General features: G+C 63.8%; 22 protein-coding genes and 1 other RNA gene. 13 read left to right on the plus strand and 10 right to left on the minus strand.

Going from position 1 to position 20,152, the window contains the following annotated elements:
- Nucleotides 1-17: 17 nt before the first annotated feature.
- From VMX79_04545 to rpmF, 9 genes are all read right to left on the minus strand, one after another.
- Nucleotides 18-1,175, minus strand: a complete 1,158-nt coding sequence (locus VMX79_04545) for an acyl-CoA dehydrogenase family protein (GenBank protein ID HUV86361.1) — start codon at nt 1,173-1,175, stop codon at nt 18-20.
- A 4-nt stretch (nt 1,176-1,179) separates the two neighbouring features.
- Nucleotides 1,180-1,995 carry a ribonuclease III gene (gene rnc / locus VMX79_04550; protein ID HUV86362.1) on the minus strand — a complete coding sequence of 272 codons (816 nt, stop codon included), beginning with the start codon at nt 1,993-1,995 and terminating at the stop codon, nt 1,180-1,182.
- A 20-nt stretch (nt 1,996-2,015) separates the two neighbouring features.
- Nucleotides 2,016-3,260 carry a beta-ketoacyl-ACP synthase II gene (gene fabF, locus VMX79_04555; protein ID HUV86363.1) on the minus strand — a complete coding sequence of 415 codons (1,245 nt, stop codon included), beginning with the start codon at nt 3,258-3,260 and terminating at the stop codon, nt 2,016-2,018.
- Between the two features lie 141 nt (nt 3,261-3,401).
- A complete protein-coding gene (gene acpP, locus VMX79_04560; protein ID HUV86364.1) occupies nt 3,402-3,641 on the minus strand; it encodes an acyl carrier protein in 240 nt (79 codons plus the stop codon).
- A gap of 62 nt (nt 3,642-3,703) precedes the next feature.
- Entirely contained in the window at nt 3,704-4,450 is a 747-nt protein-coding gene (gene fabG / locus VMX79_04565) for a 3-oxoacyl-[acyl-carrier-protein] reductase (protein ID HUV86365.1), read from the minus strand.
- Nucleotides 4,451-4,476: 26 nt separating this feature from the next.
- Nucleotides 4,477-5,418, minus strand: a complete 942-nt coding sequence (fabD, locus tag VMX79_04570) for an ACP S-malonyltransferase (GenBank protein ID HUV86366.1) — start codon at nt 5,416-5,418, stop codon at nt 4,477-4,479.
- A gap of 60 nt (nt 5,419-5,478) precedes the next feature.
- A complete protein-coding gene (locus VMX79_04575) occupies nt 5,479-6,474 on the minus strand; it encodes a beta-ketoacyl-ACP synthase III (GenBank protein HUV86367.1) in 996 nt (331 codons plus the stop codon).
- Nucleotides 6,464-7,468 carry a phosphate acyltransferase PlsX gene (plsX, locus tag VMX79_04580; protein ID HUV86368.1) on the minus strand — a complete coding sequence of 335 codons (1,005 nt, stop codon included), beginning with the start codon at nt 7,466-7,468 and terminating at the stop codon, nt 6,464-6,466. Before plsX ends, VMX79_04575 begins: the two co-directional genes overlap by 11 nt.
- Nucleotides 7,469-7,550: 82 nt before the next feature.
- A complete protein-coding gene (rpmF, locus tag VMX79_04585; protein ID HUV86369.1) occupies nt 7,551-7,733 on the minus strand; it encodes a 50S ribosomal protein L32 in 183 nt (60 codons plus the stop codon).
- Between the two features lie 206 nt (nt 7,734-7,939).
- On the opposite strand from rpmF, the gene VMX79_04590 reads away from it, so the two are divergent.
- The 8 genes from VMX79_04590 to ssrS all read left to right on the plus strand — a co-directional run bounded on the left by VMX79_04590 (nt 7,940) and on the right by ssrS (nt 15,810).
- Nucleotides 7,940-8,503, plus strand: a complete 564-nt coding sequence (locus VMX79_04590) for a DUF2284 domain-containing protein (protein ID HUV86370.1) — start codon at nt 7,940-7,942, stop codon at nt 8,501-8,503.
- Nucleotides 8,504-8,524: 21 nt separating this feature from the next.
- Entirely contained in the window at nt 8,525-10,366 is a 1,842-nt protein-coding gene (locus VMX79_04595) for a sulfatase (GenBank protein ID HUV86371.1), read from the plus strand.
- A 1-nt stretch (nt 10,367) separates the two neighbouring features.
- A complete protein-coding gene (locus VMX79_04600) occupies nt 10,368-11,153 on the plus strand; it encodes an inositol monophosphatase family protein (protein HUV86372.1) in 786 nt (261 codons plus the stop codon).
- Nucleotides 11,154-11,260: 107 nt separating this feature from the next.
- Complete coding sequence (locus VMX79_04605) at nt 11,261-12,349, plus strand: HEAT repeat domain-containing protein (GenBank protein HUV86373.1); 1,089 nt, start codon at nt 11,261-11,263, stop codon at nt 12,347-12,349.
- 13 nt (nt 12,350-12,362) lie between these two features.
- Nucleotides 12,363-12,791, plus strand: a complete 429-nt coding sequence (locus VMX79_04610; protein HUV86374.1) for a PaaI family thioesterase — start codon at nt 12,363-12,365, stop codon at nt 12,789-12,791.
- Between the two features lie 2 nt (nt 12,792-12,793).
- Nucleotides 12,794-13,777, plus strand: a complete 984-nt coding sequence (gene tsaD, locus VMX79_04615) for a tRNA (adenosine(37)-N6)-threonylcarbamoyltransferase complex transferase subunit TsaD (protein HUV86375.1) — start codon at nt 12,794-12,796, stop codon at nt 13,775-13,777.
- A gap of 79 nt (nt 13,778-13,856) precedes the next feature.
- On the plus strand, nt 13,857-15,569 hold the full coding sequence (locus tag VMX79_04620; protein HUV86376.1) for a tetratricopeptide repeat protein: 1,713 nt from the start codon (nt 13,857-13,859) through the stop codon (nt 15,567-15,569).
- 62 nt (nt 15,570-15,631) lie between these two features.
- A non-coding RNA gene (ssrS, locus tag VMX79_04625) (6S RNA) lies at nt 15,632-15,810 on the plus strand.
- A gap of 82 nt (nt 15,811-15,892) precedes the next feature.
- Here the strand turns inward: ssrS and VMX79_04630 are convergent.
- Complete coding sequence (locus VMX79_04630; protein HUV86377.1) at nt 15,893-16,621, minus strand: hypothetical protein; 729 nt, start codon at nt 16,619-16,621, stop codon at nt 15,893-15,895.
- A 194-nt stretch (nt 16,622-16,815) separates the two neighbouring features.
- Here VMX79_04630 and VMX79_04635 point away from each other — a divergent pair, with 194 nt between their 5' ends.
- The 5 genes from VMX79_04635 to VMX79_04655 all read left to right on the plus strand — a co-directional run bounded on the left by VMX79_04635 (nt 16,816) and on the right by VMX79_04655 (nt 20,086).
- Complete coding sequence (locus VMX79_04635) at nt 16,816-18,117, plus strand: replication-associated recombination protein A (GenBank protein ID HUV86378.1); 1,302 nt, start codon at nt 16,816-16,818, stop codon at nt 18,115-18,117.
- Between the two features lie 63 nt (nt 18,118-18,180).
- On the plus strand, nt 18,181-18,402 hold the full coding sequence (locus tag VMX79_04640) for a type II toxin-antitoxin system HicB family antitoxin (protein HUV86379.1): 222 nt from the start codon (nt 18,181-18,183) through the stop codon (nt 18,400-18,402).
- Entirely contained in the window at nt 18,395-18,616 is a 222-nt protein-coding gene (locus VMX79_04645) for a type II toxin-antitoxin system HicA family toxin (GenBank protein HUV86380.1), read from the plus strand. Before VMX79_04640 ends, VMX79_04645 begins: the two co-directional genes overlap by 8 nt.
- 35 nt (nt 18,617-18,651) lie before the next feature.
- Nucleotides 18,652-19,056, plus strand: a complete 405-nt coding sequence (locus tag VMX79_04650) for a hypothetical protein (GenBank protein ID HUV86381.1) — start codon at nt 18,652-18,654, stop codon at nt 19,054-19,056.
- 271 nt (nt 19,057-19,327) lie between these two features.
- Nucleotides 19,328-20,086: a zinc ribbon domain-containing protein gene (locus VMX79_04655; protein HUV86382.1), complete on the plus strand. Its 759-nt coding sequence runs from the start codon at nt 19,328-19,330 to the stop codon at nt 20,084-20,086.
- Nucleotides 20,087-20,152: the final 66 nt, after the last annotated feature.

Below are 20,152 nucleotides of genomic sequence, written 5' to 3' on the forward strand. Positions count from 1 at the left end.
GGGGCCGACCGCGGCCGCTACGAGTTGCGGCCGGCGGTCCGGATGAGGTCCAGCGCGATCACTTGCCGCTGGATCTGGTTCGTCCCTTCGTAGAGCTGCGTGATTTTGGCGTCGCGAAAGTACTTCTCGATGGGGTACTCGCGCATGTAGCCGTAGCCGCCGAATATCTGGAGTGCGTCGGCGGTCACCTCGACGGCGATGTCGGAGGCGAAAGCCTTACAGGCGGAAGAGTAACGGCTGACGTCGCGGGCGCCGGCGTCAATCGTTCGCGCCGCGGCGTACGTCAGCGCGCGCGCCGCCTCGACCTTTATCGCCATATCGGCCAGCATGAACTGCAACCCCTGGAAGCTCGAGATGGGTTGGCCGAACTGGCGGCGCTCTTTGGCGTAGGCCACGGCGAGCTCGAGCGCGCCCTGGGCGATGCCCACGGCCTGCGCGGCGACGCCGGGCCGCGTCCGGTCGAAGGTCCGCATCGCCGTGATGAAACCGGTGCCCTCTTTACCGAGCAGGTTCGCCGCCGGCACCGTACAGTCGCTAAATATTAATTCCCGCGTCGCCGACGCGCGGATGCCGAGCTTGTCTTCCCTTTTGCCGAACGTGAAGCCGGGGGTGCCCTTCTCGACCGCGAGAGCGCTCAGGCCGCGGGCGCCGCGCGCCGGGTCGGTGCTCGCGACGACGACGTATATCTCGGCCTCGCCGCCGTTGGTTATCCACTGCTTGGTCCCGTTGAGGACGTAATGGTCGCCGTCGCGGCGGGCCCGCGTCCGCACCGCCGACGGGTCCGAGCCGGCCTCGGCCTCGGTTAGGGCGAACGCCGCGAGCGCTTTGCCCGCGGCCACGCGCGGCAGGAACCTCTTCTTCTGCTCGTCGTTCCCCGCGATCAAAATAGGTTCTACGGCGAGCGCGGTCCCCAGCAGCGCGAGCGCGATGCCGGCGCACGCCCGGGACAGCTCCTCGGCGACGATGCACAGCTCGAAGGTGCCCATACCCAGGCCGTCGTATTCTTCCGGGACGAAGACGCGGAAGAGGTCCGCCTGCGCGAAGACCTCTACCATGTCCCACGGGAACTCGTCGTGCCGGTCGTAGTGCTCGGCCTTGGGCGCGACGGTGTTGCGCGCAATATCGCGGGTTAGCTTCTGGAGCTCGCGTTGCTCTTCGGTCAACAAGTAGTCCATCGGGTTAGTTCGCCTTTGTTTCTTTTTGGTGGGGCGCGCGTTGGCGCTTCTTCGACCGGAGGAGCTGCAGCGTTTTGTGCGCCGCCCTCATTTCGGCGTCTTTCTTGGAGCGGCCCCGGGCCTTGCCGTACACTTTACCTTTTATTTCGACGCCCACGACGAACTCGGCGTTGTGCTGCGGGCCCCGCCGGGTGAGGACGCGGTAGGTCGGGTTTTCGCCGAACCGCTCCAACACGACGCGCTGCAGCAGCGATTTGTAATTCTCGAGGTTGCCGCGCGAGACTATTTTCTGGATGCGCCCCTCGAGTTGCTCGGTTATGAAATCCTTCGTCTCGTCGATGGTCGACGAGAGGTAGAGCGCGCCCACCAGCGCCTCGAAAATGTCGGAGAGGATGGAGGGTTTACGCCGGCCGCGGCTCAGGACCTCCCCTTTGCCGAGGTGCATAAGCCGATTCAGGCCCAACTCGGTCGCGATTTCGGACAGCGTGGTCTGGCTGACGACCTCGCTTTTGATCTTCGTCATGTCCCCTTCGTTCATGTCCGGGAAAGTGTTGTAGAGGTATTCGACGACGACGAGGCCTATGACGGAGTCGCCCAGGAACTCGAGCCGCTCGTAATCCTCGGTGTCTTGTTCCGACTCGTGGGCGAACGAGGTATGGGTCAGCGCCTGGTCGATGAGCGAGAGGTCGGCGAGGTGGATGTCGTGCTCTTTGCAGAATTGCCTGAGCTCCCGGAGGCGGTCTTCCGGGAGCTCGTCGTCGAAGAGGTAGCCTTCCAAAGGCTCCTGGCGGCCGAGTAATTTTTTCACGAAATTAGCCATAATCGATTGGCGGGGGCCCGTTATACGCGCTTGAACGCTAAGGTTGCGTTCTGGCCCCCGAACGCGAAGGAATTGGTGATCGCGACTTTCACGTCCGCCTGGCGCGCTTCGTTGGGGACGTAGTCGAGGTCGCATTCCGGGTCGGGATATTCGTAATTTATCGTCGGGTGGATTACGCCGTTTTTTATGGTAAGGACGGCGGCGACGCTCTCGATGCCGCCCGCGGCGCCGAGGAGGTGGCCGGTCATAGATTTGGTGGACGAGATGGGTATTTTGTACGCGTGGTCGCCGAACGCCTTTTTGATGGCTATGGTCTCGGCCACGTCGTTCAACGGCGTGGACGTGCCGTGGGCGTTTATGTAGTCGATGTCCTCCGGATTTACGCCGGCGTGTTCGATCGCCATCTTCATGGCGCGGGCGCTGCCTTCGCCGTCCGGGTCGGGTGCCGTAATGTGGTAGGCGTCGGCCGTTATGCCGTAACCGACTATCTCGGCATATATGTCGGCGCCGCGTTTCTTGGCCCGGTCGTATTCCTCGAGTATAAGTATACCGGAGCCTTCGCCCACGACGAAGCCGTCGCGCTCCCGGTCGAAAGGCCGCGAGGCGTGCTCGGGGTCGTCGTTGCGGGTGGAGAGCGCCTTCATCATACAGAACCCCGCGAACCCCAGGGGCGTTATGGCGGCCTCGGTCCCGCCCGCGATCATTACGTCGGCGTCGCCCCGCTCGATTACGCGGTACGCGTCGCCGATGCAGTGGGCCGCGGTGGCGCACGCCGTGACGACGCAGCTGTTGGGCCCTTTGGCGTTGAAATATATCGAGAGCTGGCCGGACGCCATATTGGAGATGAGCATCGGGATGAGGAGCGGCGTTACCCGTCGGGGCCCTTTGTCGAGCAGTATCGTATGCTGCTTCTCGATGACGCCGATGCCGCCGATGCCGGAGCCGACGATGACGCCGACGCGCGTAGCGTCGAGGTCGTCTCGGCCCACTTTAAGGCCGGCGTCGTCCATCGCCATTACCGTGCTGGCGAGCGCGTATTGGACGAAAGTGTCCATCCGCCGGAGGGCTTTGGGGTCTATGTACTCTTCGGGCTTGAAGTTCTTGACCTCGCAAGCCACCTGGCTCGAGAACCCGTCGGTGTCGAAATGGGTAACGCGCCCCGCGCCGCCTTTGCCGGCGACCAGGTTTTCCCAGTACTCCCCGGCGTTATTCCCGTTAGGCGCCACTACGCCTAAGCCGGTTATTAGGACCCGCCGTCCCGTCATAGTCGTTTCTCCTCGCGCGCTGTGGCGTAATAAACAGCGGTCGACGCCGCGGCCCGACCCGCCGGCCGGAAGACGCGGGAACGGCTGCGGCCGGCGGTGAACTCTCTTAAGGTCCGGCCTTTACCGCGGCGCCCGGTCCGGCTACTCGCCTTTCTTGTTGATTATATAGTCGACCGCTTGCTGTACGGTCGTTATCTTCTCCGCCTCTTCGTCCGGTATCTGAATGTCGAATTCCTCTTCCAACGCCATTACGAGTTCTACCGTGTCCAGCGAGTCGGCGCCCAGGTCCTCGATGAACGATGCTTCCGGCGTAACCTGCTCCGGCGTTACGCCCAACTGCTCGACGATGATCTCTTTGACTTTTCCGGCAACGTCCGCCATTTTCGGGTTTCCTCCTGCGATAAAGTATGATTATTACTGAAAGCCTTATATCCTGACTGTGCTCACATCATCATCCCGCCGTCGACGAAGATCAATTGGCCGGTGAGGTAGGCCGAGGCCTCCGACGCCAGGAACGCGACGACTTCCGCCACGTCCTGGGGCGCGCCGAACCGCCCCACCGGGATGAGCTTCTTATACTCCTCTTTGACCTCGTCGGCGAGGGAGGCCGTCATCTCGGTTTCGATGAAGCCCGGCGCCACGGCGTTGACGTTGACGCCCCGGCCGGCGAGCTCTTTGGCCACGGTTTTGGTCAACGCGATAAGGCCGCCCTTGGCCGCGGCGTAGTTCGCCTGCCCCGCGTTGCCCATCACGCCGATGACCGACGACATGTTGATTATCTTGCCCGAGCGTTGTTTGGCCATTATGCGGCCCGCCGCCCGGCAGAAGTAGAACGCGCCGTAGAGGTTGACTTTGAGGACGCGGTCGAAGTCGTCGTCGCTCATCCGTATCAGTAGGCCGTCGCGGGCGATGCCGGCGTTGTTAACCAGGATGTCGAGCGAGCCGAATTCTTTGGGAACTCCCGACGCGAAGCCGTTGACCGCCTCCGCGTCGGCGACGTCGACGACGTATCCCCGCGCCGGCACGTCGTATTCCTGCGCCAGCGCCGTCGCCGCCTCGTCGACCTCGTCGGCCAGGACGTCGCACAGCGCCAGCGAGGCGCCGCCCTTCGCCAGCCGCGCGGCTACGGCACGGCCTATCCCTCGCGCCGCGCCCGTCACCACCGCTACTTTGTTTTCGAATTCCGGCATAAGTCCGCCTCCCTTTTAATCCCCGTTCAGAGCGCGAATTCCCGGCACGCCTCGACGGCGGCGGCCAGGCTCGCCTCGTCGCCCACGTTGAAGACCCGGGCGTCGCGTTTTACTTTTTTAAACATCCCGGTCAGGACGCGGCCGTGGCCGAACTCGACGACGACGTCTACGTCCCCGGCCGTCATCCGCTCCAACGTCTCGCTCCACCGCACCGGCCGCGAGATCTGCTTATATAAGAGGTCCCTTATGACCTCCGGCTGGCCGGCCGCTTTTCCCGAAGCGTTGGCTATGAAAACCGCCGCCGGCGGTTGGACCATCACTTTCTTCAGCGCTTCCTTCATTCGCTCACCCGCGGCGGCGACGAGCGGCGAGTGGAACGCGCCCGAGACTTTCAACGGCACGAACTTGCCGCCCCGTTCCCCGGCGAGCTCACCCGCGCGCGCGACGCCCGGCTCGCTCCCCGACACGACCACTTGCCCCGGCGTGTTGTAGTTCGCCGGCACCACGACCCCCGCCGCCGAGGCTTCCTCGCAAATCTTCTCCACGGCCTCGTCGTCCAGGCCCATCACCGCGGCCATCGCCCCCGGCGTTCGGGCGCACGCGTCGGCGATGAATTGGCCGCGTTGGCAGACCAGCGACGCGGCGTCCTCGAGCGAAAGCGCGCCGGCGGCGTAGAGCGCGGTGTACTCGCCGAGGCTGTGGCCGGCGTAGAAGTCCGCGGCCCGCGGGCACCGTTCGCCGAAGAGGTCGAAGCAAGCGGCCGAAAGCGCGAAGATGGCCGGCTGCGCGTTCTCGGTCGCGACCAGCGTCTCCTCCGGGCCCTCGAGCGTTATGGCCTTGAGGTCGCGGCCCAGCGCCGCCGAGACCTTGCCGAAGTATTCGTCGAGCAACGGTTCGCGCTCGAACAGTTCGGCGCCCATGCCGACTTCGGCCGAACCTTGTCCCGGAAATAAGAATGCGATCGCCATAAAATCTATTTAAACGTTACTTAGAGAGCCGTGCTTTACGCCCCCGCGCCGCGCCGGCGCCTATTCCCATCGCACTAAATTCGCGGCCCACGTGAACCCGGCGCCGAAGGCGACGTTCAGCACGAGGTCGCCCGCTTTTACGCGCCCTTGCTCCACCGCTTCCGACAGCGCGATGGGGATGGAGGCCGCGGAGGTGTTGCCGTACTTGTCCAGGTTTACGAAGACCTTCTCGTGCGGGATTTTGAGCTTGTCGGCCACGACGCTCATGATGCGCCAGTTGGCCTGATGCGGTATGAGGAGGTCGACGTCTTCGCCGGTGTAGCCCGCCTCGTCGAGGACGTATTGCCCCGCCTCGACCATCGACCGCACGGCGTTTTTGAAGACCTCCCGCCCCGCCATCTTTATGTAGTGCAGCTTCGCGTCGAGCGATTCGTGGGTAGGCGGTTGGCGCGAGCCGCCGCCCGGCATCTCCAGCAAATACCCCAAGGAGCCGTCCGCTTTCATGTGGGTGGCGAGGATGCCGCCGTCGCCCCGCGCCGGCCCGAGCACCGCGGCGCCGGCGCCGTCGCCGAACAGGACGCACGTATTGCGGTCGGTGTAGTCCGTGAGCTTGCTAAGCGTCTCGACGCCGATGACCAGGATGTGTTCGTAGCGGCCGGTCTCGATGAACTGGCTCGCGATGTTGCAGCCGTAGATGAAGGCGGAACAGCCTACGGAGGTATCCAAGGCCGCGGCGTTCCTGGCGCCGATTTTATTCTGAACGACGCAGGCGGTGCTGGGGAAGAAGTAGTCGGGCGTAACGGTCCCCAGGAGGATGAGGTCCAATTCTTCCGGCGATACGCCCGCCGCCTCGAGCGCGTTCAGCGCCGCGGGGACGGCGAGGTCCGACGCCGCCTGGTCGTCGCTCGCGATGCGGCGCTCGCGGATGCCGGTACGCTCGATTATCCACTCGTCGGTGGTATCGACCATCTTCTCCAGGTCGAAGTTCGTCAACACTTTCTCGGGGGCGTACCGGCCCACGCCGAGGAAAGCGGCCCGGCGGCCTTTACCCGCCATCGGCGAACCTCCCGAGCTTGTCGGTTATCTTCTCGGTCGCGCCGAAGTGGACGTATTTCTCCGCTACCAGGATAGCGTTCATAATCGCTTTGGGCGACGACTTGCCGTGGCATATAATTACGCCGCCGTTGACGCCTAGAAGCGGCGCGCCGCCGTACTCGGCGTAGTCCCATCGCTTCTTGACGCGGCGCAGGGCCGCGCGCGAAAGGCCGGCGCCGATCCGTACCAGGAGGTCGCGCTTGACCTCGCTCCTGAGCCCCGAGAAGACGATGGCGGGCACCGATTCGGCGAATTTCAGCAAGACGTTGCCGGTAAAGCCGTCGCAAGCTACCACGTCGGCCTTGCCGTTAAGGATGTCGCCCCCCTCGACGTAGCCGATATAGTTCACGGGCGCTTGCGAGAGTAAGCGATGAGCTTCGAAAACCGCCTCCGAGCCTTTGGCGGCCTCTTCGCCGATGGAGAGCAGGCCGACGCGCGGCCGCTCGAGATCGAAGATGCACTGGGCGTAAACTTCGCCCATTATCGCGAACTGGTGCAGGTGGACGCCTTTGCAGAAGAGGTTGGCGCCGACGTCCAGCACGACGCAGTGGCCTTCCCGCGTTGGGAATAGCGCCGCGATGGCGGGCCGTCGCACGCCCCGCGCGCGACCTATGGCTATAAGGGATGCCATGGCCGCGGCGCCGGTGTTGCCCGCCGAGACGAAGGCTTCGCCCCGGCCTTCGCGTACGCAGATGGCCCCTACTCGTATGGAGGCGTCTTTTTTCTTGCGAAGGGCTTCGGCCGGTTTCTCGTCCATGCCTATTATCTCGGAAGCCGGCACGACTTCGATGCGGCCGCCCGGAACGGCGTATTTCCGCAGTTCCTTCGCGAGCCGCTTCGGGTCGCCCACCAACAATATCTCGAGGTCGGGAGACTCTTTAAGCGCCTTGACGCAGCCGGCGGCCTCGTTTGCCGGGGCCGCGTCGCTGCCCATCCCGTCGACGACGATCTTCATGGCGTGGTGCGGTACTTGACCTTACGAAATAAAGCCCGCCTAAGCGGGTCTTTTACGTTGCGTGGAGGCCGTGAGGGCGCCGTCATTTCTCTTTGGGTTTAATGACTTCTTCGCCGTCGTAGTGGCCGCATTTCGGACACACGTGATGCGGCAGCCGCGCCTCGCCGCAATTGGGACATAATACCGGCTTCGGCACTTTTACGCCGTCGTGGCTGCGGCGGTTCCCCCGCCGCGAACGTGACGTTTTTCTCTTTGGGACGCCCATGACGTTATACCTTTATCGGTTAAAGTTTAACGCGGATTATACGGGATATCCGTACCGCTGTCAAGGGAAATCGAGGAAGGCGGTTTCCTAAACCGGCTTCCGGCTTAGGGTTATGTCGAATCCGGCGCGGCGGTTTCCACCTCGAGGCGGGACGGCCGGTACAGCGGGCGGTTCCCCAAACGTCAATTGACCGGGGCACCGTAAAGATGTTACTATTAATGAATATGAACGGTTGTGGGCCGCGCCAATTGGAAGAATACTGCCGGGGCGCGCTCGAGCGCGGCGCGTCTTGGGCCCGGCCCGCGCCGGCGTCGTACGTCGTTACGGCGGCGTGGGTTCGCTACAAGTGCCGGTTCGGCTGCGGGAGCTACGGCGCCCGGCACCTGTGCCCGCCGGCTACGCCCACGGCGGCCGAGACCAAGGCCGTGGTACGCTGCTACGATAGGGCTATACTCGTAACGTACGACGCCGGGGGCTCGAGCAAACAGCGGCCTTTACGGAAGAAGATGCATAAGGACCTGCTCGCGCTCGAGCGCGAAATCTTCCTGGACGGCTTCCACAAGGCCCTGGCTTTCGTGGCCGGCCCCTGCAACCTGTGCCGAACGTGCGACGTTTCGAAGCCGTGCAAGCTCCCCGGAGAGCCGCGGCCGGCGATGGAGGCTTGCGGGATAGACGTATTCGCGACCTTCGCCAACGCCGGCGTCAAGCTGGACGTCGTCCGCCGCGAGTCGGACCCCTATAAATTATGCGCTATGATATTGGTCGCGTGATTTGTAATTCAACGGGTTAATATGAGAAGTATATTACTGAAGACCGTAAAGGTAATCGGCGTTTTCCTGGCCGCGGCCGCTTTCGGCGCGACGTGGGAATTGTTCCTCAACAAATACCTACGCCTCACCGAGCCGTTGGCGGGTTGGTACTGGTTCTGGTCTTTCTTCCACCGGGCCAAGTTATACGCGCTGCTCGGCGCCGCGGCCGCGGCCTTGACGTCGCTGGCCGCGGCGGTCCTGTGGGCCGTACGGCGGCGGCGCGCCGAAGAGGCAACGGGCAGGTCGTTGGCGCGGGTCGCGTACGCCGGCGCCTTCGCGGCGTTGCTGGCGGCGACGCCCCTCTGGGTCGTTTTGGCCACCGTATCGTTGGAGCTGCCGGCGTGGGCCGCCTTCGTGATGGGCCCCGGGTGGCTGGCGGTAACGTTCGCGCTGACGTTCGGCATATATCGGTTGGCCGGTAGTTTGAGCCGCGCCGGGCCGTACGTCGTCCGGGCCTTGGCGGCCGTCGGCTACGTCGCCCTGGCGGTATACGTCGTCGCCGGTGCAATTTCGGCGCTAACGAGGCCCGCGCCCGCGCCCGGCCTCCCCGACGTAATAATAATTACGCTTGATGCCTGGCGGGCCGACAAGTTGGGCCCCCGGGCGGAGGGACCTTCGCTGACGCCCAACATCGACCGCTTCGCCAAGAACGCGTACGTCTTCACGTACTGCCGTTCGCAGGCGAGCTGGACGTCGCCGTCGCTGGGGACCCTCCACACCGGCCAGTACCCCATGGTGCACTACACCACCGCGGACCGGCCTCTCGGCACGTCGCAGCCGGCGTTGGCCGAAATTTTGCGCGACGCCGGGTACGACACCCGGGCGGTGGTCGCCAACCGCCTCTGCCACCGGAGCTCGGGGCTGGCGCGCGGCTTCGACGACTACCTGTACTGGGACCAGAACAAGCTCGTTCGCGGCCTGGGGTATTACGAGACCTATTTTTATTACCTCGAGAACCGGGTCTTCGAGAAGCGGAACACGCGCGTCGGCGTCAAGGACGACCACACGACGGTCATTACGGACCACCTGGTGCGGATACTGAGCGAGAAGAGGCGCCGGCCGCTCTTGCTGTGGACCCATTACCTCGACCCCCACTGTCCGTACAGCCCGCCGCCGGAGTACGTGGCCGCGGCGGACCGGCGTCTCATAGACAGGTTCGCGCACGGCGACGGGACGAGGGCCGACGTGCTCGAGCGTATGTACGAGGGCGAGGTCCGCTACGTCGACGACGAGCTGGGGCGCGTCTTCGCCGTAATGCCGAAGAACGCGCTGGTCGTAATCTCCAGCGACCACGGCGAAGAGTTCTGGGAACACGGCAAGTACGACCACGGCAAGACCCTGTACGAGGAGGTCATCCGCGTTCCGTTGGTGGTGCGGTATCCGGAAAGCGGCGCCGGCGTTTCGGACGCCGAGGTGGGCCTGGTCGACTTCGCGCCGTCCGTACTGACGTACGTCGGCTTGGACGTGCCGCCGTCCATGCAAGGCCGCGATATCCGCGTCGCCGCCCGGGGGGCCGAAGGGGACGTAGCCGCGTTCGCCGGCTCGAGTATGTTGAAGGGCCAAAGACGATATTGCGTCGTTTATAAAGGCCGGAAGCTCATCATAGGCCACGGGGACGATTGGTCCAAGGCGGAGTACTTCAACCTGGTGGCCGACGCCGGCGAACGGGACCCGATAAGCCTTTTCGACCCGTCGCGCGTCAAGCTCGAGGAGTCGCTCCGGAGTTGGATGGAGGGCAACATCGAATTCTCGCAGCAGTTCGAACGGGCGGGCGTGAGCAACGCCGTTCGCGACCAGATGCGCGCGGTCGGGTACATCGACTGACGTGGGCGCGTACGAACCGTACGTTTCGTTCGCCAGGCGCGTCGCCGCGGAAGCCGGCGCGTTAATCGCCGAGAACTTCCTGGGCTCGTTCGGCGTCGACCGCAAGGGCGCCACCAACCTCGTCACCGACGTCGACCGCCGCGCCGAGGCTTTAATCGTGGACGCCATAGGCCGGGAGTACCCGGCGCACGCCGTCGTCGCCGAGGAAGGCTCGAGCCGGGAGGGGCAAAGCGGCTGGCGGTGGTACGTCGACCCGTTGGACGGAACCAACAACTTCGCCCACGGCTATCCTATGGTGGCGGTCTCGCTGGCGTTGGCGCACGACGACGAGGCGGTGGCGGGCGTAGTCTTCGACGCGCTGCGCCGCGAAACGTTTTGGGCCGAACGCGGCGGCGGCGCGGCGTGTGAGGCGGGGCCCCTTAAAGTGTCGGGGGCGGAGACGCTCGCCGACGCGCTCGTCGCCACCGGCTTCCCGTACGACAAACACGAGTCGGCGGTGGACAACGTCGCGAACTTCGGCCGCGTTACCAAACGGGTCATGGGCATCCGGCGGGGCGGCGCGGCGGCGCTGGATTTGGCGTACGTGGCCGCGGGGAGGCTGGACGGGTTCTGGGAGTTGAAACTTTCACCCTGGGATACCGCGGCGGGCGTACTCCTCGTCGCCGAGGCGGGAGGACGAGTGAGCCGCGTCGACGGTTCGGCGTACGTCCCGGGCGACGTAGACGTGGTGGCGACTAACGGCCGCGTTCACGAAGCGCTGTGCGGCCTTTTGAGGCTCGAGGGGTGACCGACGTGGTTAAAAAGAAGGCGAATCCGGCGTACGTACGCGCGGTGATATACGGCGCGTTGTTCGTAATAATTATCGCCTACTTGATATGGAAGGGTGGTTGTTAGGTGAAGGCGAAGGGTATCCTTGCGTTGACGTTGGCCCTGGCCGCGGCCCCGGTACTCGCGGCGACGCTGACGCTCGAGGAGGCGTACGAAAACCTCGCGCGCGGTACGCTGGCGGAGCAGTGCGAGGCCGCGGAGTACCTCGGCGTGGCGGGCGACGAGGCGGCGCTCGAGCCGCTCATCGTCGCGCTATCGGACGAGAACCCCGAGCTTCGTCAGTGCGCGGCCATGGCGCTCGGCGAACTGGGCTCGAGCCGCGCGGTTCCGGCCCTGGCCCGGGCGCTGGGCGACCGCGACCGCGCCGTCCAATGGTTCGCCGCTACGTCGCTGGCCAAACTCGGCGAGCCGGCCGTAAAGATGCTTCTGACGGAGCTGCGGTCCGATGACGAGGACGCCGTGGTGGGCGCGGCCATCGCCCTAGGCCGCATGCGGGAGCGGCGGGCGGTGGGCCCGTTGCTCGAGCTGCTGTCGTCGCCCGACCTCTACGTACGCGAACAGGCCATCGAGGCCCTGGTGGCTATCGGCAAGCCGTCGGTCGGGCCGTTGGTTAAGAAGCTCGGTTCGGCCGACCCGGCCGTGAAGAAGAGCGCCGTCGTGGCGTTGGGCCGGCTGGCGGACGTGGAAGCGGCGGCGGCGCTGGTGAAGCTGCTCGGCGAGCGGGACCTGGTCGCGCGGCACTATGCGATGGTGGCGCTCCGCGGCATGGGCCCGGACGTTTATAATGTATTGGAAGACGCGCTGGCCTCCCGGAACCCGTCCGCCCAGAAGGCGGCTTGCGAGATATTGGGCTTCGCGCGCGACGCCCGGGCTATTGAACCCGTCGCCGCCCTGCTCGACGATGACGACGAGTCGGTCCGGTGGACCGCGGCCAAGACGTTGGGCGCCATCGACGGGAAGTACGCCGTCGCGAACCTGATCCGGGCGCTCCAGGACCCCAGCCCGCGGGTGCGCGAGGTAACGGTCCTCGCGCTGGGTAAGATAGGCCACTTCGACGCCGTGCCGGCCTTGACCACCGTCGCCGAGAACGACCCCGACGACGCGGTGCGGGCCGCCGCGACCGACGCGCTGGCCGCCATCGCGGGCCGCAAATAACCCGTGAGTTTAAATGGAGCTGAAAGGCGACGACTATTGCTTCGGTTGCGGCGCCGCGAATCCCGTGGGTTTGCGGCTCCAGTTTGACGTCGACGCCGTGAAGCGTTCGGCCGAGGCGACGTTCAAGCCCCGCCCCGAGCATCAAGGTTACACCGGCGTAACGCACGGCGGCATAATCGCGACCTTACTCGACGAGGCGATGTTGAAGCTGTGTTGGGAGCTCGGCATCCCCGCCGTCACGGCGAGGTTGGAGGTGGAGCTGAAGAGGCCGGTGCCGGTGGGCGAGGAGCTGCGGGTCCGGGGTTGGATCGCGGCGGACAGGGTAAGGATGGTCGAGGCCGAAGCCGAGATTAGGAATTCGTCGGGAGAGCTGGTGGCTCGCGGCCGGAGCACGGCGGTCGTCAAGGGCCCGCGCCGACGGCGCGGGCGGCCTTCGGATTAAAGGTGAAGATTTTAGGGCTGGAAACTTCCTGCGACGAAACGGCCGCGGGCGTCGTCGACGACGGCGTCCGTTTGATTTCCAACGTCGTAGCGAGCCAGGCGGGCCTTCACGCGCCGTACGGCGGCGTCGTGCCCGAGCTGGCGTCGCGCGAGCACGAGGTCAACCTACTCCCGGTAACGGAGGGCGCGCTCGAGCCGGTGGGGGGGCTGCGGGGCGTAGACGCGCTGGCGGTAACGGTAGGACCGGGTTTGCAGGGCTCGCTGCTGGTGGGGATGACGTTCGCCAAGGCGGTGGCGCATGCCGCCGGCCTGCCGGCGTACCCCGTGAACCACCTGGAGGGGCACCTCGCGGCGCTGCGGCTGATGGAGGGGCCGCCCGAGCCGCCGTTTGTAGCGCTTTTGGCCACCGGCGGCCATACCGCGCTCTACGACGTCGTCGGCTGGGGGGAATACCGCCTGCTCGGCGAGACGCGCGATGACGCCGCCGGGGAGGCTTTCGACAAAGTGGCGCGGTTGCTCGGGATGCCGTATCCCGGCGGGCCGCCCGTAGAACGCGCCGCGGCCGAGGGCTCGCCGACGTTCGCGTTCCCGCGGCCTATGTTGGGCCGCGGTTTGGCGTTTTCTTTCGCCGGCCTGAAGACCGCGGTATCCTTGAAGGTAAAAGAGTTGGGCGAGGGGGAGACGGCCCGCCGACGCGCGGACCTCGCGGCCTCGTTCCAGGAGGCGGCCGTCGGCGTCCTGGCGGCGAAGGCGCTCCGCGCTTGCGCGGAGTTGGGTAGGAAAGCGCTCGCGGTCGTGGGGGGCGTAGCGGCCAACCGGCGGCTCAGGGAGGCGGTCGCGGCCGGCGACGTCGAACCTTACTGGCCCCCGGCCGAACTTTGCGGCGACAACGGCGCGATGGTAGCGGCGGCGGGTTTTCTCGCCGCGGCCCGGGGCGAGCTTCTGGACGCCGCGGCGGACCCGGCGCCCTCGGCCGCTATCGGTTAGTGCGGCGGGAGAATTAACTTGCGTTATAATTAGTTTATCGGTTATAATCCGGCGCAGGAGTGGGGAAGTCTAAGCACCCATGGCTATCTGGGATTTTATAGCTCGGTTAGTAAGCTATCCGGTTTACTTCCGCGCCGAGACGGCCTTCGCCGTTCTGTTGGCGATGGTAATCGGCGGCCTCGTTTACTTCTTCTTCAAATTTAACCGCGACGTCTTTCGGACCACCGATATTTTCTGGGTGGCCGACGCCGCGGCGGTCCTGTTTATCGTAATATTCTCGGTGCTGGTTAAGAACTTCGTCGCGTCTGCGATACTGGTTGCCGCGTTCCTGGTGGCGGCCACGGCGGAGGTCATCTATTTAACGCGCCGCGGGACGAGTACCATCGCCTTGCGGAGAGACGCCAAGATCGCCGTTATGCCTATGTTATTGGGCGGGACGGTCGAGGAAGATTGGCGTCTCGGCTACGGCCTGGCGGACGTGGTATCGCGCTGTCTATCGGCGTACGACGTATCGGTTATGGACCCGTTTCGCGCGGCGACGGGGTACGTGCGGCGGGGCGTGGTGTCCGAAGCCGAGGTCGTAGAGTGGGGGGAGGCGCTGGAGGTAGATTATTTAGTAATAGGGCGGGCGCGGAGAGTGGGGCGGAACTTTCAGGTGCGTTATAAAATCGCGGGGATGTTCGAGCGGCACGATTGGCGGCGGCCGCGCATCCTCGTCGGCGGGGACCGGCCTTTCGAGGCGGCGCGCGCCATCCTCGGAGACGTCGTGGGGCTGTGCGATTTACGGGTCAAGAACGACGCGGCGCTCAGCTATTACTTGGGGCCGACGTCGTCGTCGCTCGCCTGGAGGAACTACTGCGACGGCCGTCGTTACCACATCTCGGGAACGTCCGGGGATTTGGAGCGGGCGCGCGAAGCGTACCGTCGGGCGCTGGCGGAGGACGAGGACTTCACGCTCGCGGCGGTCGCCGCGGTGGAGCTTTTGTTGCAACTCGCGCGCCGGCACGTACGCGACGAGGATAAATTCCTCTCCTTTCTGGAGGAGGGGTACCGGGTGGCGCTTCGGGCCGTGCGGCAGCATCCCGAGCTCTACGAGACGCAGAACGTAATGGGCGAGGTCTTCGTCTTCCTGTCGGGCGGGCGGGACGAGGACCTCTTCCGTCGCGCGCAGACGCGCTTTCTGGAGGCGGTGCGGCTCAACCCCAATTCGGCGCGGTCGTGGTACAACCTGGCGTTGATATCGAAGTACAGCGTGCCGGAGGAGGACGTGGGTTACGCCGATTTCCTGGGCAAGGCTATCTCGGCCGACCCGTCGTACATCACGGCGCGCCTGGCGCTCGGCCGGCACCTGGACGAGAAGAACGACCACGAGGGCGCGCGGCGCCAATACCGGCTGGCTTTGACCTACAACCCCCGGAATACGTCGGCCCTGACGGAGCTCGGTTACTTCTACCTCAAACGCGGCGACGCCGAACGGGCGGTCGAAATCCTGGAGCGCAGCAAAGAGGTCGACGAGTCCAACGCTACGACGCGGTATTACCTTGGAATCGCCCATTTCCGGAAGGGCGATATGACGCGCGCCGAGGACGAGCTTTGGGCGGCGTTGGCTTTCAGGCCGCAAGTGCCGAAGTATTACCACGCATTGGCGCGGGTGTTGGAAACCAGTGAGCAGTACGCGGAGGCGATATCGGTCTGGGAGGAGGCGCTGAAAAGGGTAAGCGGCGAGGGCGAGGTGCAGAAAGTCCGGGCGCATATAAAACGTTTGGCCGATAAAGCTATAGAACGCGCGTAGGGTGGATTTAGGCCGAGTTAACAAATATAGCTTGATTTCCCGGAATATTTTTATTAGGATGGAACTCCCTGCGGTGCAAGTGATGGGGCTTAGAAGATTAGAGCTTACGACCGTTGTTTAGGGAGTCAGTCCTTGAGCGCCGGGCAAGCCGCCGCGAGCGGAAGTCCAAACCTCAAAAAGCCGGCACCCACTTTAAACAGCTGTTCCAATCTCACCCCCACACGGTACCGACGGGGTAAAAAGAGGGCCCGCAAGGGCCCCTTTTATTAATTAAAAAGCCCGGGCCACGTCGGACCCGGGCAAACCTCTTAATATTTCCGACCCTAAAGATAAAAACGCGGGGCGACCCAAATGGCCCACCCGGTGAAGTCCTCGCTGGTGGGGCCCCGTAGCGGTACTTCGCCGTATTGGGCCCAGTTGGCGAGCGTCGCTTCCCCGGTCCAATAGGTACCGTACGCTTCGACTGCCAGGGGGCCGAACAAGGCGAACTCGGCCCCGAGTCTTAGCTCCGGGCCGTAGCACACCTCTCTCGTCCACGCCGTGCCGTCAACGGTTAAGAGCCCCAGGAGCGTAGCGTCCTGGGCCGTGTCGTAGTTCACGATAAAGGTGACTATGCCCAGACCCATCTCCGGTTTTATTCGGCCGTCGAGGAATCCCGGCATGAGGAACGTGCCGCCGATGCGAAGTGGTAGGATGTGCGTCGTAAGTTTTACGGTGCGCTTGTATTGCGGGCCGGTGTAAATTGCTTCGTGCTCTTTGCGGATATTGGCGACGAAGGCGTCTATCCGGAAGTAACTGCCGAGAGTGACGCCGTAGCCCAGGCCGAAGCCCATCCCAGGCGTGATGTCGCCGAACTCGCCGTCGTGGCCCAAATACTTTTCGAAGCCTTCCACGTCCTCTGTTTTGACCCAGGCATTTGCCCGCGGCATCTCCATTTGCGGGAGAACGAACCCCGCGGTCACGCTGCCTTCGACGAACAAGGCGCCCGCGGTGCCGGCCGTCGCCGCGAATAGGCCCGCAACGGCACAGATTACTACGGTCCATTTGTACATTCGAATTCCTCCTTGGGATTAGAGAAATGTTAAAAGTGCTAACCGCTTAAGCTATGTTAGCATATATTCGTTTCGGGGGCACCTAAAAAATGCTACGCCTCGGCGAAGGAAAGGTCGCTCGGGCCGGCCGGTCAATTCGTTGTTTGCGCTCTTTTTTGATTGCCGCGGCGCCCTGAGGCGTTTATAATCGAGCCGTGGCCAAAGGACTATTCGAAAAGGACGACTTCGCCCGGGCGCCGCTCGCGGTTCGTATGAGGCCGCGGACGCTCGACGAGTTCGTGGGCCAAGAGGAGGTTCTGGGCCCGGGGACATTCCTGCGCCGCGCGATAGAGGAGGACCGCCTCCAGTCGCTCGTCCTCTACGGCCCGCCGGGGACCGGCAAGACCACGCTGGCCCACATCATCTCGAACGTGACCGGCGCCGCGTTCGAGGCGCTCAACGCCGTGACCGACGGCCTGCCCGAGCTCCGCGCCGTCGTCGAGCGGGCCCGCCAGCGCCGCGCGCTCGAGGGCCGGCGCACCCTCCTCTTCATCGACGAGCTCCACCGCTTCAACAAGACGCAGCAGGACGGCCTCTTGCCCCACGTCGAGGCCGGCCTCTTCGTCATGGTGGGCGCGACGGTTCACAATCCCTACTTCGCGCTCACGCCGCCGCTGCGCTCGCGCAGCCGCGTCGTCCGCTTCGACGCCCTGAGCGACGACGACCTCAACGTCGTCGCCGACCGCGCCCTCGCCGACGACGAGCGGGGGCTAGGCGAACTTAAGCTGGAGCTGGCCGACGACGCCCGGCGCCATATCCGACGCGCCGCGGAGGGCGACGCCCGCCGGGTCCTAAACGCGCTCGAGGCGTCGGCGCTGCTGATGGGCGAGGGGGGCGAGATAACGCTCGACGTCGCGACGGAGGCGACGGGAGGCCGCGACTACCTCTACGACCGCGACGAGACCGGCCACTACGAGACCATCTCCGCGTTCATCAAGTCCATGCGCGGCTCCGACCCGGACGCCGCCCTCTACTGGCTGGCGCGGATGCTCGCCGGCGGCGAGGACCCGCGTTTCGTCGCGCGGCGGATGGTCATCTTCGCCTCCGAGGACGTGGGCCTGGCGGACGCCAAGGCCGCGCTGCTGGCGCAGGCCGCGTTCCGCGCCGCCGAGACCATAGGCGACGCCGAGATGCCTTTGATACTAGGCCACGTCACTATCTACCTCGCCACCGCGCCCAAGTCCAACACGGCGACGAGGGCTATAGGGAAGGCTATGAAAGAAGTGGAGGAGGGGCCGCGGCGCGAGGTCCCGCTGCCGCTGCGCAACGTCCCGCGGGCCGGCGACCCGGACCACGAGGACTATAAATATCCCCATAGCTTCCCGGGCGGCTGGGTGGAGCAGGAGTATATGCCCGAGCCGGTTCGGTTTTACGGAGCCGGCGAGCGCGGCGACGAGGCGCGGATTAAAAAATATCTGGCGTGGATTGCCGAAATGAGGAAGAAGTCGCGTAAGTAGTTTTGACTGGAAAGGCCGGTGCGGGTATAATATCGGCGGCGGTATTAGTTACGGAGGTACAAGATGCTTAGAAGATATAACGCGGTAATAACGCGCGAAGGCAAGTGGTACGTCGCGCGGTGTATTGAGCTCGGCGTCGTGAGTCAGGGGACGACGGTCGAAGAAGCGCAGGCGAACCTAAAAGAAGCGGTTGACTTGTATATCGAAAGCTTCGGCGACGAGGATTTGCCCGAGGATTCGGGGCCCGCGCTTATGTATCAACTTGAGGTCGCGGTCGGTGTCTAAGCTACCCGTGTTGTCGGGTGCCGCCCTAATAAAACTATTGAAGAAAGCCGGTTTTGAGGAAGTGCGGCAGCGGGGGAGCCACGTTACCCTCAGGAAGGGGGAGTATAAAACCGTCGTTCCGCTCCACGCGGAGCTTGCGCCGGGGACGTTGCTCGGGATAATGAAACAATGCGGCCTTACGCGGGATGATTTAACGGCCCTTTTAGGTAAATAAATAACGTTTGTACAAGATACCCTAAGGAGCGAACTATGCCCGAACTGACGTTCTCCGAAATGCTGCGCTTAGGCGGCATCCCGACCTATATCTCGTTCCTGGCGGGAATATTTATAATAACTCTTATTATAATGGGCTATTTTACCATCGCGCCGTACGCGCGCAAGCGGCCCCACGGGCCGCTCGTCAAGCAGTGGGCGTGGGCCATCCTCATCTGCGGCCTTGTCTCCGCGTTCAACGGCGGCCTGGGGACCGTCACCGGGCTGGTCAACGTCCACCGCGCCGCGGCCGCGGCCGGCGTCGACGCCGGCGCCGTCATGGCCCAGGGCGCGTTCGAGGTCCTCTTCAACGTGGCCTTCAGCTTTATGTTCGCCTGGTTGGCGTTCTTCGGCTACGCGACGATGCGGCTGGTCGCGGCCGGGGAAGTAAAGGAAGAATAACCTTAGTATAAAGAGTACGGGGCCGGCCCGGAGGCCGGCCTTTTTTTACGCTCCGCCCGGCATCACAAACCCTCCCGCGAGGGGGCTCGACAAGGGCCTTAAGGCCTTTGTCCCCGCGGGGGGAGGGTCAAGGCGTAAAATAAAAAACCCCCAGCCGGGGGGAGGGGGAGGGCTGAAATGTAAAAAAACTTATTGACGCGGTAGCTCCTTTTATTTAGATTTAGCTAAGAAGTAACTTGTTCAGAGACGTTAACGCGACGAGGAGGGCGTAATGAAAGAAGTGACGGCGGTAGTAGTCGGCGTTATCATTGCTTTAGGGCCCGCGGCCGTTTCGGCGTTTGCGGATTTTAATGAAGAAAATCCGTTCGCTTTGGCGGCCGGCGACGCGGATGGTGAAATTTGCCCGAGTTGCGGCGCGGCGAACGTAGCCGATGCCGTTTACTGTTATAAGTGCGGTGAGAAATTCCCCCAGCGCCCGCAGGATTTCGAATTCTGTCCATATTGCGGCGAAAAAATAAACCCGGGAGACCGGACGTGTCCTCATTGCGGCATTACGATAGCCCGGGGGCCAGTGCCGGAAAAGCGGGCCACATGGGAAAGAAAGATGTTTGGTTTTACGTTGGGCGTAGGAGCAGACATCGGCGACGACACCGATATCTTATTTCCGGCCGAATTCGCGTTAAACTTCTTCGACCATTTAGCTTTCGGCCCTGAGGTAAGTTGGGCGCCGGGCAGCTCAAGAAAGGTCGTGTTGGTCGGGGGCAGCGTGCGGGGTTATATTTTACCTTACTCACGGGGTTATTTTATTAAACCGTACGGGAATTTTAGGTTCGGTTTAAACAACTATAAAGACCGATATGGCGACCGGCAAGATATGGTTTATTACGGTGCCGGTGGCGGCCTGGATTTAAGGATAACCGGGAGTCCATTGGTTATTTTCGTCAGCGCCGGGGTTAGGGTAAGAAGGGACGCTTGGGAGATTAAAGATACGTACTTTACCCCCGCCGCCGGCCTACGCCTGTTTTTATGATTCCCGTAGCGCGGCCCGCATACATGGGGAAAAAAGGCCGGCCTTCGGGCCGGCCCCTTTTTATGT

Source organism: bacterium, from assembly GCA_035529855.1.
Classification (GTDB): domain Bacteria; phylum RBG-13-66-14; class B26-G2; order WVWN01; family WVWN01; genus WVWN01.

Bases quoted from the DNA above. Each gene is read 5' to 3' on its own strand.
- fabF (HUV86363.1), bottom strand. From the start codon at position 3,260: ATGACGGGACGGCGGGTCCTAATAACCGGCTTAGGCGTAGTGGCGCCT.
- VMX79_04650 (HUV86381.1), top strand. From the start codon at position 18,652: ATGCCCGAACTGACGTTCTCCGAAATGCTGCGCTTAGGCGGCATCCCG.
- VMX79_04545 (HUV86361.1), bottom strand. From the start codon at position 1,175: ATGGACTACTTGTTGACCGAAGAGCAACGCGAGCTCCAGAAGCTAACC.
- VMX79_04630 (HUV86377.1), bottom strand. From the start codon at position 16,621: ATGTACAAATGGACCGTAGTAATCTGTGCCGTTGCGGGCCTATTCGCG.
- VMX79_04640 (HUV86379.1), top strand. From the start codon at position 18,181: ATGCTTAGAAGATATAACGCGGTAATAACGCGCGAAGGCAAGTGGTAC.
- VMX79_04590 (HUV86370.1), top strand. From the start codon at position 7,940: ATGTTACTATTAATGAATATGAACGGTTGTGGGCCGCGCCAATTGGAA.
- rpmF (HUV86369.1), bottom strand. From the start codon at position 7,733: ATGGGCGTCCCAAAGAGAAAAACGTCACGTTCGCGGCGGGGGAACCGC.
- VMX79_04655 (HUV86382.1), top strand. From the start codon at position 19,328: ATGAAAGAAGTGACGGCGGTAGTAGTCGGCGTTATCATTGCTTTAGGG.
- VMX79_04610 (HUV86374.1), top strand. From the start codon at position 12,363: ATGGAGCTGAAAGGCGACGACTATTGCTTCGGTTGCGGCGCCGCGAAT.
- acpP (HUV86364.1), bottom strand. From the start codon at position 3,641: ATGGCGGACGTTGCCGGAAAAGTCAAAGAGATCATCGTCGAGCAGTTG.
- VMX79_04620 (HUV86376.1), top strand. From the start codon at position 13,857: ATGGCTATCTGGGATTTTATAGCTCGGTTAGTAAGCTATCCGGTTTAC.
- fabG (HUV86365.1), bottom strand. From the start codon at position 4,450: ATGCCGGAATTCGAAAACAAAGTAGCGGTGGTGACGGGCGCGGCGCGA.
- VMX79_04595 (HUV86371.1), top strand. From the start codon at position 8,525: ATGAGAAGTATATTACTGAAGACCGTAAAGGTAATCGGCGTTTTCCTG.
- VMX79_04575 (HUV86367.1), bottom strand. From the start codon at position 6,474: ATGGCGGGTAAAGGCCGCCGGGCCGCTTTCCTCGGCGTGGGCCGGTAC.
- rnc (HUV86362.1), bottom strand. From the start codon at position 1,995: ATGGCTAATTTCGTGAAAAAATTACTCGGCCGCCAGGAGCCTTTGGAA.
- fabD (HUV86366.1), bottom strand. From the start codon at position 5,418: ATGGCGATCGCATTCTTATTTCCGGGACAAGGTTCGGCCGAAGTCGGC.
- plsX (HUV86368.1), bottom strand. From the start codon at position 7,468: ATGAAGATCGTCGTCGACGGGATGGGCAGCGACGCGGCCCCGGCAAAC.